Annotated in this window: 9 protein-coding genes, 3 pseudogenes and 2 riboswitches; of the genes and pseudogenes, 2 read left to right on the forward strand and 10 right to left on the reverse strand. The window is 32.7% G+C overall.

The annotated features are described in order from the left end of the window. The 4 genes from AC1Q8L_RS00005 to mgtE all read right to left on the reverse strand — a co-directional run. Nucleotides 1–380: RNA polymerase sigma factor (locus AC1Q8L_RS00005; RefSeq protein WP_208730376.1), on the reverse strand; the 380-nt coding region annotated here is incomplete at its 3' end. Between the two features lie 404 nt (nt 381–784). Continuing rightward, nucleotides 785–2,752, reverse strand: a complete 1,968-nt coding sequence (locus AC1Q8L_RS00010) for a penicillin-binding transpeptidase domain-containing protein (protein ID WP_025118220.1) — start codon at nt 2,750–2,752, stop codon at nt 785–787. A 279-nt stretch (nt 2,753–3,031) separates the two neighbouring features. Continuing rightward, on the reverse strand, nt 3,032–4,129 hold the full coding sequence (locus tag AC1Q8L_RS00015; RefSeq protein WP_000681834.1) for a phosphodiester glycosidase family protein: 1,098 nt from the start codon (nt 4,127–4,129) through the stop codon (nt 3,032–3,034). 156 nt (nt 4,130–4,285) lie between these two features. Further along, on the reverse strand, nt 4,286–5,614 hold the full coding sequence (mgtE, locus tag AC1Q8L_RS00020) for a magnesium transporter (protein WP_000734827.1): 1,329 nt from the start codon (nt 5,612–5,614) through the stop codon (nt 4,286–4,288). 281 nt (nt 5,615–5,895) lie between these two features. Continuing rightward, nucleotides 5,896–6,061, reverse strand: a riboswitch (M-box (ykoK) riboswitch). A 507-nt stretch (nt 6,062–6,568) separates the two neighbouring features. Further along, nucleotides 6,569–6,745, forward strand: a riboswitch (M-box (ykoK) riboswitch). 185 nt (nt 6,746–6,930) lie between these two features. Between mgtE and AC1Q8L_RS00025 the strand changes: the two genes are divergently transcribed. Next, nucleotides 6,931–8,052 (forward strand): FtsW/RodA/SpoVE family cell cycle protein, encoded by a 1,122-nt coding sequence (locus AC1Q8L_RS00025; protein WP_025118219.1) that lies wholly within the window; start codon nt 6,931–6,933, stop codon nt 8,050–8,052. A gap of 187 nt (nt 8,053–8,239) precedes the next feature. Next, nucleotides 8,240–9,186, forward strand: a pseudogene (locus AC1Q8L_RS00030) (Rieske 2Fe-2S domain-containing protein). Nucleotides 9,187–9,397: 211 nt separating this feature from the next. On the opposite strand, the pseudogene AC1Q8L_RS00035 reads toward AC1Q8L_RS00030, so the two are convergent. The 6 genes and pseudogenes from AC1Q8L_RS00035 to AC1Q8L_RS00060 form a co-directional block, all read right to left on the reverse strand. Next, a pseudogene (locus AC1Q8L_RS00035) lies at nt 9,398–9,496 on the reverse strand (HXXEE domain-containing protein); the annotation flags it as partial. Nucleotides 9,497–9,677: 181 nt separating this feature from the next. After that, nucleotides 9,678–10,358: pseudogene (locus AC1Q8L_RS00040) on the reverse strand (Ger(x)C family spore germination protein); the annotation flags it as partial. 172 nt (nt 10,359–10,530) lie between these two features. After that, nucleotides 10,531–11,559 carry a spore photoproduct lyase gene (gene splB / locus AC1Q8L_RS00045; protein ID WP_001039638.1) on the reverse strand — a complete coding sequence of 343 codons (1,029 nt, stop codon included), beginning with the start codon at nt 11,557–11,559 and terminating at the stop codon, nt 10,531–10,533. After that, nucleotides 11,556–11,819 carry a transcriptional regulator SplA gene (locus tag AC1Q8L_RS00050; protein WP_000396091.1) on the reverse strand — a complete coding sequence of 88 codons (264 nt, stop codon included), beginning with the start codon at nt 11,817–11,819 and terminating at the stop codon, nt 11,556–11,558. Before AC1Q8L_RS00050 ends, splB begins: the two co-directional genes overlap by 4 nt. A 174-nt stretch (nt 11,820–11,993) precedes the next feature. Further along, nucleotides 11,994–12,122 (reverse strand): asparagine synthase, encoded by a 129-nt coding sequence (locus tag AC1Q8L_RS00055; protein ID WP_098311987.1) that lies wholly within the window; start codon nt 12,120–12,122, stop codon nt 11,994–11,996. Nucleotides 12,123–12,435: 313 nt separating this feature from the next. Then, nucleotides 12,436–12,660, reverse strand: coding sequence for a DUF2187 domain-containing protein (locus tag AC1Q8L_RS00060; protein WP_000682216.1), 225 nt, complete (start codon nt 12,658–12,660; stop codon nt 12,436–12,438). Nucleotides 12,661–12,959: the final 299 nt, after the last annotated feature.

Raw genomic sequence — 12,959 nt, forward strand, 5'->3', positions numbered from 1 at the left:
CGGTGCTTTTTAGGTAGTTCTAATACAACCTTCCACACATCATTCATTTCTTCTTGCTTAAAAAATTCTTGTTCTGCTGACAGGGATTGCTTATCGTCACTAAAAAATCCTATTAAAGATATCCTTTTAAAATAAGAGGATTTCAAATAGTTTATTGCCGTATTTCTTGTGATTTTTAATATCCACGTTTTAATAGATGACTCCTTTCGAAATGAATTCCAATTTTTAAACACCTTTATAAATACATCTTGCGTGATATCATCTGATAAGTGTGGATCTTTCGTAATAATAAATGAATAATTCCATACATCTTGCCAATAGTCTTTTATAACATAGTCCAGCTCATCATGATTACACTTTTCAATAAACGTCTGTTCCATTTCCACACCTCAAACTTATTTGAATAAACATAAAAACTGCCCTCACTTTTATTATGGTTTCAATATATAGACAAGATACAAGTTTCATTTGTTCCATTGTTTATCTTTTTTCAAGCAGAATAATACTACTAAAAAACAAGTAAAGCATACAATGATAAAATTCTACTCATGAAAATCTGTTTTTTGAATTTAACGTAACACTCCACTTGTCCATTTCAATTTGCTATCTCCTTCTATTTGCCATTAACAATGTCAACTTTTCTAGAATCACAGCAAAAAAGCATTCTTTCTAATCGAGAATGCTTTTTTGAAATTTAATTGTTCTATATTTTCCCCAATTTATATCTTTGAGTTAAGCAAACATGTAATAAATTTAGTCAAAAAATTCACCATATAATTAAGTATTATTTCTGAAATACATGTTTTACTTTTTCACCTGGAACGTTACTTCCTCCTCTTCCTTTTACATCTTCAATCATCATTGTAACAATCATGTCTGGCGCATTTGCATCGAAAGCTGCGAACCATCCCAGTTCTTTTCCGTCTGCTTCTTTCGACTCTTTCAGTTCTGCTGTACCAGTTTTACCAGCAAGCGTTACACCATCAACCTTTGCAATTCTCCCTGCACCATCAGGGTCATTAATGACTTTGATTAATGCACTCTTTAATATCTCTTGATTCTTTTTAGAAACCACATTTTCTTTCCAATTCCCTGCTACTTTTGCTTCTTTTAAAAGATGTGGCGACGGAATATTCCCTTCATTCACAATCGGTGTATATGTTAATGCTAAATGAAGTGGCGTCATTAATACTTGTCCTTGTCCATAGCCCGTGTCTGCTAGTTGAATATCGTTTTTTATCCCATCTTTTGCAATGATTGAAATAGGAAATTCGTATTCGATTGGTAATTTTTCATGAAATCCGTACTTTTTAAATTCCTTTACATACTGATCTTTTCCCATTTTCAAAGCTTGTTGAGCAAAATAAATATTATCAGAGTACTTCATTGCCTTATCAAAATCAATTGGACTTGCATCCTTTACACGCGTTACATAGTAATTTCCCCAAGACGAATCTTTTGTCCACTTCAATCCTTGAATTTTAAATTCTTCCTTCGGATTTATTGTGTTTGTTTCCAAACCAATTGCACCTGTGATCGTTTTAAATACGGAACCTGGTACAAATGCTTGTGTAAAGCGATTCGTCATTGGTAGTTTCGAGTCGTTACTCCATGCTTCTCGTTGGGCTTTCGATGCTCCTCTAACTATTATATTTGGATTATAAGCAGGGCTACTTACAAGTGCGATTGTTTCACCTGTTTTAGGATTGACCGCTGCACTAGACCCTGCTTCAGTTTTCATCTCATTAAAGATTTTTTCTTGAATTGCAGCATCAATTGTTAACGTAACATTTTCTCCTTCTTTTGCTTCTGTTTTTGCTACGTTTTTAATCTCTTTCCCATTCTCATCTTCTATAAATACGCGTCCACCCTTTTCACCACGCAATTTATTTTCTAACACTTTCTCTAAACCGGTCTTACCTACTAAATCATCTGCTTGATAACCTTGTTTTTGAAGTGATTTTAACTCCTCCGCATTCACCTTTCCTATGTATCCAGTTAAGTGTGCCGCTGCTTCACCTAATGGATACGTACGAATATTTACTGGGCGAGATGAAACTCCTTCTAATTCAATATAATCATTCTGTCTGGTTCCCTCTTTTAAAATACCAATTGGTACAAAGGAGTCTGGTTTTATCCATTTTGCTGTGAGCTTTTGTTCGACCTCTTCTATAGACATATCAAGTAATTGTGCCACTATTTCTTTCGTTTGCACTGCTGTTTCGCCTAGTTTCTCTGGAATAATTCCAACCTCAGTTGCTTTACCATTCGTTGCAAGCCCTTTTCCATTGCGATCATATATTTCTCCGCGTTTTCCTTGCTCTATTTGCATACGTACTTTGTAATCTTTTTTCATACCTGGGAAGATGAAGTCTGGTGTCCAATCTGTTTTCCAAGACTCTTTATCTTTCACAAGTTTTGCTTCATGGATGAATGAAACTGGTCCTACATCCGTATCCATCTTAACTTCAAAAAGAAAAAGCTCTTTATCTTTCGTATTCTCTCCTTTCATTTTAACTTTTAAATTCTTAGCTCCAATCCCCTCATATATTTTTTGATATTTTTCTGTAAATTCTTTTTTAGAAATCGATTTTTTGGCATGATCTGATAAATGATCATACATATTTGCAAACTTTTTATCATTCCATAAATTAATATATTCTTCAAATGCTTGTTTTGGCGGTTCGTTTTTATTACATCCTACCAACATAACTGCGAAACAAATGAAAAACAGCATCCATAATTTTTTCAATTCAATCTTCTCCCTTAGTTAAAAATGATGATTCCTTTCTTAATTTATTTAATAAAAAATGTTTTAACGCTTAATAGACAGTGAAAGTAAGGATATTGTTCCATATTTACAAAAAACTAAAAAAGAGTGATAAGAATTCCGTAAATTTGGAATCCTCATCACTCTCGTTTGATATTGTGCAAATCATGAATATGAAATAATAATTTCTAATTTTAAAAAATAATTTTAATTTTCCAACTAACGAGATAAAAATCATGTATTTGTTCTATTTTTAATAATTCATAAATTCGTTGAAATGTTCGCATCAAATTCATCTGATGTTTTGGTATCTATTTTTCTCCCATCAATTGTCATCTTTATTTTTTGTTTTTGGTTTGCTGTTACCACCCAAGCGTTCGGTAAATAACGATCTTCATGGGATAATGTAGACGGTGAATTTATAACCTTTCCTCCTAAATATAGCGTAGCAGAAGAACCTCCATCCATTGCCATTGCATTTATAGCGCCTTTTTCATATAGAATATCTTGACACTCTTTTAACGTAGCCCCTATACTATGCGTCTGTCTACCGTCAATAACTAGAAACATAATTGTACCATCTTCTTTTTGGGCCATAATACTTCTTGGAGCCGACCCCCAACCGCCGTCTCCTTCTGTAATCATTTTTTCTCCATTTACAATTAACTGTGGCATAAATCCAGCTGCGGAAACGACTTGTTTATCCAACAGTTGTTGGGTAGAATAATTTCCTGTTATCATTTGACCAAACTTTGTTAATCCCGTAATAATTGTAGGGGCATTTCTATCCATATTTGTATCAATAGCTTTCCCATTTTCTATCACAATTCCAGTAGCAACATTTCCTCCACCCCTTCCTGTTTCGTCAGCAAATCCACTTGCATTCACAGCAACAAGTGCATGATTACGTTTTGCCATTACGCTAATTTTTTCTCCCCTGTTAGCGCCCTGTGTTCCTTGATGGCTAACAAGTTTAACATTGAAGGGATTGCTAATAGTAACTAATTTTCCTTCAAAAAGAAAGCGACTATCTTTGTTACTTTTAATCGTTTCTACATCAATTTCTAATGGCTGATTTTTAAATTCTTCTAATCTTTTTCCTGCTATTTTTTTATAAATATGCTCATCACTATTTGACCATTTTGGATGATTAATTCTATCTTGCAATTTATCTAGTTCCTTTTGGGATAGGAATGTATACTTCGCATATTGTGGATGCTGAGAAGTTAGTATACTCCCAGCCATTGTTATGCGAAGCTCCCGGCCATAGCTAGTACCAAATAATATTCCTATGCCAATAAGCATGAAAATAGACAATAGAAGCAAAATTCGTTTGAAGATTTTTCTTAGATGTTTCATAGTTTTATCCTCCGGTATTAATTACATTCAATGAATCTTTTAAAATATTTTTTAATAAAGACAAAGGTGTTTGATTTCATCATGCCTGAATTCCCCGCTATATTTTAGCAATTAGGGCAAAATACTTATTCCGAATTTCATTTTTTCAGTGTATATTTATAAATTTAATAACATTTTTGCAACCATGAAATAAATTACTAATCCTGTTCCGTCAACAAATGTTGTAATAAATGGACCTGAAACAACTGCAGGATCTAGTTTTAATTTTCTTAGAATCAAAGGTAAAACAGCTGCTACAAGAGAGGCCCAAATAACAATAAATAATAAAGTAATTGCTACAACTTGTGCAACTTCTGTTCCAACTCCTAACATATAAGCACGAGTGAGCCCAGCTATCCCAAGTGCAAGTCCAAGAAGCATACCTATTGCAAATTCCTTTTTCATTACACGGAAAATGTCTTTAAATTTCACCTCTCCAATACCAATTGCACGAGTAATTGTTGCTACAACCTGTGTTCCTGTATTCCCTCCAGTACCTACTAATAATGGAACAAAGAAAGCAAGGGCAACTACAGTTTCAATTTCGTCTTCAAAATACTTTAATACTGTACCTGTATATGCCTCAGCAACAAAAAGAAGTAATAACCATGGTAGACGTTTGAAGAAAATACTCCAAACGCTAGCTTCAAAGTAAGATTGATTCAACGGTTCACTTCCGCCTAACTTTTGAATATCTTCTGTAGCTTCTGCTTCCATAACATTCATTACGTCATCAAATGTTATAATACCAATCATTTTATTATTTACTGTTATCACAGGTATGGCTGCTAAATTATAATTTAGTAGCTTTTTTACAACTTCTTGCTGGTCAACTTCAGCATGTACTGAAATTACCTCTGGCATCATGATAGTAGATAATATCTCTTCATCTGCTGCTAGTAATAACTCATGTATGGAAACGATTCCCTCAAGATAACCATGACTATCAAGAACATAACTATAAGATATTGATTCTACATTTTCAGAATGTTCCCTAATGTACTTCAATGTCATTTTTACTGACCAATTTCCTCTAACTGCAACAAAATCACTTGTGACAAGACTTCCTGCCGTTTCAGGTTTGAAATTCATCAATTTTTTTACGTTATGTTTTGTAATTTTGTCTAGATACGCCATTAATTTAGCTTGTTTTTCAGGATGAACCGCTAGAAGTAAATCTACTAATTCATCAATCGGTTGTAAATTTAGTAACTTTTTAGCTTTGTTTTCAGATAAGTGAATTAAGATATTATATTTTTCTTCTGCACTCATATATTGAAGAATTTTAGAGCTTTTTAATACGGGAATCGTATTTAGCAATATGATTTGATCTTCAATTGAAAATCTTTTTACTTCTTGCGCAACATCATACGACGGAAGACGTAAAACTTTCTCTGCATCCAAATTATTTTTGGTTACAAGTAATTCTTTTAATAATTTCTTCATGTTAACTCCTCCTCATATTGCTAAGGGAGACTCTAGAGTTTCATGAGTGGTTTTGTTTTATTTTATCTGTCTAAAATTTTTTATTAGAGCAATAATAGTTACATTGCAATCAATTCATTATTTAGAATTACCTCCTTTTTGAATATAAACAAGATAAAAATAAATAACATTAAACAGAAAAACCTTTACTCAAAAAGGAGTAAAGGTTTTATCACAATACAAATAAATGATTATTAAGACAGCTCTGCCGAAATCACAGAGGTGCCTTTCTACCAAATCGTATACCACTCCCTCGTTGAGTTTTAGCACTGTATAGCATAGGTTTTTATAACCAGCTACATTAAGAAGGGCCTTAATCCGACCGTTCCTGTTGACCCATTGGCGTCTCTCGACATTTTTGGGCAGCAGCGTTTCTCTATACAGGAGCCTCACCTAACAAAGTTTATTGAATTACTTCAAAATTTAAACCAGAATTTAATATTTGTCAACTGACTTTCAATTCCATTCATAAAAAAATCTTTTATAGAAAATGAAATTATATTTTATTATAAATTTAAAATTCCCCTTAAAAAACATAGAATTCAAATAGATTTAATTCGAAGAAACGTAATAAAACATATGAAACTTATTGTTTTTAATCAAATTCCAACTTTATAACAAAAGATGAATAATTAGTCATTCTGTATATCAAAAGAACATTCACAAAAAAATCTTCTTTTATGATTAAAATCTTCTTTACTGTTTATCAAATTTATATGGTTAAACTACTTAATCAAACGATACACTACAAGTCAAAAATATGTACTTATACAGAATGATTACAGACATTTTTTCATATCATTTCTCAAAGAACTATAAAGCAATAAAACAAATAAAATTAGCAATATGGTTGCTTGACAAGCAAAAAAAATATATTTATGCTTGCTACACGAAACAAACACATAAAATTTATATTGCTTAACCTGTTAGGTGAGGCTCCTATGCAAACACAGGCTATTGCCCAAAAATGTCGAAAGACGCCAATGGGTAGAACAGGAATTGTCGGATTAAGGCTCTTCTTAAGATAGCTAAGTAATGAATTTTCATTACTTTACGTTGTATAGTGCCAAAGCTCTACTAGAGGGAAAAAAGCCTTATTTACTCATGCCATTTTGAATCCCTCTAGTTACATACTAGGGGGATTTTTGCGTAAAAAACAGGGAATAAGCGATAGAATCTTCCTAAACAAAAGTCATATTTAGTAATTGACGAGAACAAGATTCTATTCATTAGCAAATGTAATATTATGTTTTGTTTTAAATCAGGAGGATATTAAAATGAAAAAAATATTAAAACTCGATTATCTATTGCTCCTTCCTCTATTCATAACATGTACTTTAGGTATTATCATGATGTATAGTGCAAGCTCCATTGTCGCTGTCCAACATTACGGTTATAACAGTAGACATTTTGTTGATTCTCAATTAACAAAGCTACTTTTAGGAACAATAGGATTAATAATTTGTGCTTTACTCCCATATGAAATATGGAAAAAACGAATAGTCTCAATCTGTATTATGGTTGGGGGGATTTTTTTATTAATTATGGTTTTATGGAAAGGAAAAGTGGTAAATAATGCTCAATCATGGATCTTTGGAATACAGCCAGCTGAATTTCTTAAATTAGGAACAATCCTTGTAACAGCCCGTTTTTTTGCATTGCGACAAGAACAAGCTAAAAATAACTGGAGTGGTATCGGAAAACTTTTATTTTTTTTAGCTACAATTTTTTTTCTTATCTTTAAACAACCAAATTTAGGATCTGCACTTTTAATATTAGGTATAGGTTTTAGCATATTTCTTTGTTCAGGAATAAATATAAATCTACTAATCAAAAGAACTACCATCGGTTCTATTTTATGGTTACCTATTTTATATTATTTGATTCAATATAGTTTATCAGAAGTTCAAAAGACACGTATTACTACGATTTTCAATCCCTTTCTTGATGCGCAAGGAAATGGATACCAGCTTGTAAACTCTTTTATTGCCATGGGCTCTGGAGGAATCACTGGTCGTGGATTTGGAAATAGCATACAAAAAACAGGTTATCTTCCAGAACCACACACTGATTTTATAATGGCAATAGTTTCTGAAGAACTAGGATTTATTGGTGTATTTATTCTATTGGTTGGAGTTTTGACTATAGTACTTCGCTCCTTAAAAATTGCACAATTATGTGTAGATCCATTCGGCAGTTTTATAGCAATTGGTATAGGATGTATGATTGGTATGCAATCAGTTGTAAATTTAGGTGGTATTACGGGACTATTTCCTCTTACAGGTACTCCATTTCCATTTGTAAGTTTTGGTGGAAGTTCTTTAATGGTGAATTTAATAGCAATAGGAATATTGCTTAATATCTCAATTTTCGATAAAATAAAACTTTCTCCTTTTTAAAATCTATTGTACTTTAGTCATTTTTGTTACATTTAGAGAGATTATGCAGGCTTTCATAATGATTTGATTAAACTGTAGATTTATTAATTTTAAACGAACATTTAAAATATTTTATAGCATAGAATAGACAGTATACAGTAGACACCACTAATATCTACTAGGTGAATAAAAAAGAAGGAGAAAATAAATGACTCTAAATATAAATAGAGTATTCCCACGTAATTGGTATGCTGTGAGTTATGTAAAAGATATAAAAAAGATCCCAGTAAAAAAAGAGTTGCTGGCAAAGATTTTGTATTATATCGGGATGAAAAAGGCGAAGTTCAGGCTCTATCACCTTACTGCCCTCATCGTGGCGCTGACTTATCACTGGGACAAGTAGTAAATGGTAAACTAGTCTGTCCCTACCATGGTTGGGAATTCGATAGTTGTGGTACTTGTGTAAGAATTCCATCCCAACCCAATAAACCTATCCCGAAATTTGCTCATACCTTCTCATACCCTGTAAGAGAAAAAATTGGGTTGATTTGGATATACCCTGATAGTGAGGAAACTCCACCTGAATGGCAAACTTTTCATGTAATGGAGAACACTCCCTTTAAACTCTCTTTCTTCCACGCCACTTGGAATGCACACCTTACTCGATCAATCGAATCTGTGCTGGATACTGCTCATCTTGCTTATATACATAAAAAAACGATTGGTAGAAAAACAAAAGCCGAATCAACCAATTATAAGCTGGAGGGAACACTGGATCAGTTTATATTCTCAAATGGTGATGCTTACCTTGAATACAAATTCCCACATCAGTGGATGCTTCACAGTGGCAAACAGGAGAATGAGTCATTTATTCCGTATATTACGTTTACACCAATTGATGAAGAAGAGACATTAATTATGGGATATACCGGAAGGACATTTTTAAAGTACTTCCCTTTACTAGACCAAATTTTAGCTAAATTTAGTTTAAGAGTACTAAAAGAGGATCAAATTATTGTAGAAAGTCAACATCCTAGACCTATACCAGAAGCTTTAAAAATGGAGGCCCATGTTCATGCAGATATGGCTCAAATTCAGTTTAGAAAACGTTGGTTTCAGTTTTTACAAAATGGGTCTTGTTTTTCACTTGATTAAAGGCACGTAACGCAGTATTAAATATAGGTGTAGTGATGTTGATAGACGTGGATGCTACCCCATCGCCATCAAGCTAAAATTTTATAGTACCCCCTGAACCCAATTTTGTACTAACTCGTAACAAAAAATCCCTTCAAAAAAAGAAAGGCGCCTATGCACCTTTCTTTTGTAATTCATTCTCACTCTCTTAGCATTCAGAATCCCTTATGAATCACTTTAATGCATCATTGTACGGACCTAATGACTCTTTAGAAAAGTAATAATTTGTCTCCTTACTTTTCAGTAACATATTTCCTCTTATTATTAAAAATAAGTCGTTTGTACTTAATATTTTTACTATAACTCTAACTAGTGCTAACCAAAGGATCATAATAAGCCAAATATAATTTATTAATCACGTTTAAAGTACATAAGTCTGCACTGATTGAAAATGCAGAACCAGCATTAATATCGTTTAGCGTATTTCTAATCCGCTAACGACTTAAATCACCTTATTTCACTCTCTTCGGTAAAGTTGAGCCTGAATGTTCAATTACTGGATGAACATAAACATTAATGTCAGCATTACTAAAATAATTTTCACCTTGATCCCAATTCTTACTTATTTTCTTCCATTCTTTATAATTATTCCGCTTATATACTTCTCCTAATGCTAATACATCCACCTTATATTTTTTTGAACAAGCTTTATTGATTTTTGAATCCTTTGCTCCATCTCTTTTGAAATATCCTTCGTTAAGCGTTTTTCATCCATAACTTGTTTATAATGGCTAAAATGCAACTCCGCCAAAGTACCCTCGAGAAACAAATAGACGGATGTTTCTTCTCATTTCATGATCACGAATATGTACATCTAGCGTATTCTGTAAAATATTGGGATTCGAGAGTAATTTTTCAGAAAAAATAATCACTTGTATATGCGGAAAAAATAATTCACGACTAATTTTTTTAGCAATAATTCGTATTTGTTCAAATACACTATCTGCTTTTGCACTCACATTAATATAATTATTCCCTGCCCCTTTTCCACCTTGCTGCGCTAACTTACTGGGAAGTACCATCTGATACGTCCCTTTCATAATTGGATTTGATTTCTTTTCCTTAACAATATCGTAAGACGCGCCTACTACAAATCCTCTTTCTTCTATCTCCATTAACTCAGAGCAACCACTGTATTTTTCTGTTTAACTGTTGGGATTCAGCTCATAATGAAACATATTTTTACATAAAAGACTTTCGTATATAAATTTTTCAAATGATTTATTAGCGAATTGTTGACCAATATCACTTTTTTGAGTGAGTAATTTTTTAGATTGATGATGTAATGAATTTTGTTCGTTTCTTTTATGTAAAATATTCTAGTTTTGCATTAGGAAAGAACTGTTTCATATAGGAATAGAGATAATTTTTTATATCCTCTTCTTCTTCTTTTTGATAAATGTATTTTCCGATTCCATATTTCCCCCATTTATACCTTCTTTTCTCTTCATCTAATTCTAATTTTGTCATCGGGTAGTTTTTTTCAATCACTCTCTTAGCTGGCTTTGTAAAACGATGTTGAATAAATTCAAATGTAATATCATCCCGTGCATCAAGAGGTAATTCAGCATTTAGGCGTTCAAACATATGATAGTATCCTTCCTTCCAGCCTTCATGTAGGTAAATAGGAGCTACAATGAAACCAAGAGGATATCCAGCTCTAGCTACTTTTCCTGCTGCCTCAATTCGCTTAGCTAAGGGAGAAGTTCCTGGTTCAAAGTTTTTAATCACATAATCAGCGTTTACACTAAAGCGAAATCTTGTTTTTCCATTATGTTTAGCATCAAGTAAATGATCTACATGGTGGAATTTCGTAACAAATCTCAATTTCCCATATTCAGATTCTCCAAAATGCTCAATGGCCCGTTTAAGGGTATGCGTTAAATAATCGATTCCTACAATATCTGAAGTACACGACGCTTCAAATCTTGTTACTTCAGGTGCACGCTCTTTCATGTATTTATCAGCAGCATCTAAAATTTCTTCAACATTTACATACGTTCGTATATAAGGCTTACTTCCCATCGTTGTTTGTAAATAACAATAATGACAATGTCCCATACATCCCGTTGCAAAAGGAATTGCATACTCTGCTGAAGGCTTGGAAGTATCGAATTTCAGTGTTTTTCTAACACCAACAACCAGCGTTGATTTTGCTACTCGATACTTTTGAAAATCGTTATCCCCTGGCAAATCTCTTACTTGATTATGAGAAGTAGTATGTCGAATTTCAACATCCATCTTTGAAAACTTCTCAAACAGCTCTTTCCCCAAAGGATAATCTAGTGCTTTCGGTTCAAAATATACGAGCTTAGGCATAAATGGCTTATTCATTCTAACATCCCCTCTGAAATATCACCATAATAGTAAGTGTAAGCTTGGTTTGCCTCATCTTCGGTAGCATATATAGCCATCTCATTTGTTAGTGGATAATACGTTTCGTAAAGAAATAGTGCTAATTCATTAGGTCTTTCAGGATTATTTACAACTGCTGCAGCTTGTATGTTAGCTACGTCTTGAGTATGAGGATTTCGGTAAAAAATATAAACAATGTCACCAGCATGATACGTATTACTTTCAGAAGAAAATTCCATTCCATCACCATCTCATTTCATAAAATTCAATGCTCACAGTTTTACTTTCTAATTTCCTTGTAGTGTAACTATTTAATTACATTGATAATGATTACGTCATACAAACATATTTGAAAAATGAATAATAAATGTACTCCCAAAAAGGCAAGCATATATCAATGCTTGCCTTTCGTTCTAACGACGATGTTCAACAAGATCGATTACACCTAAAACGACGTGTGCTAAACCAAAACCAAATACTGTATTTGCAATCATTTTATTAGTTCCACGAGTTTGTTTAAGAGCATAACCTGCTGCTGTCACTGCTGTACCTAAAGCTGTTGAATGTCCACAGTGATGCCTCCTTGTTTCGCAGTTAGTAAATTTGTTTTAATAACTCTAGGTAAAGTATTAAAACAAGTATTAGTATTTTTCTTTTTAATAAAATTATGTGAAATTTTTATGAATAATATTTTAAATTCATAACAGCTATAAAGATTGAAAAAATTATTAATTAACAAATAAGAAAATATCTTCAAAACGTATTTTCATATGAAAATTTTATACCTCTGACAAAAAAACTTTGCGGAAATTCTCTCCATAAAAAGTGCTCCTAAATTTATATAGGAGCACTTTTTTATGAAACACTATTCTTTATTTGCTTATGAACCACTTTATTATAATAACCATGCTTTACAACCTGCCTAAAATCATCTATCTCGATATCCATTCTTTCCGCAATATCTACAACAATTGTATTTTGTAAAACATTCACCACAAATCCCATTAATTGCAAATTAGGATTTTTACGATATGAAAATTGAACGTAATCCCCAAGTGTTACTTCTTTATTATGCTTCATTTGGCGCCCCCTAAATTATCGATAATTATACAATAGTTTTCCCCTTTTTCACTTCTACATACTGGGTCACCAGTTTATCATTTTAGCCAATTCATCTCCCACCTACTTATTTCGCGTTCCTTGAGGAAGGGGTCTTCTTGGTTAAAATGATAAAAGTTATGCATATAATAAAAAAAGACAAACTCTCCAATGTGAGGAGTTTGTCCAAAACCATGATTTCTTTAGTTTAACAATATAGAATTCAGTTCCGATAAGAATCTTTCTTTTTTCCATATCCCACGATTTTTGCATCGATACTA

Source organism: Bacillus sp. GW823-FHT06A11 (assembly GCF_058795355.1).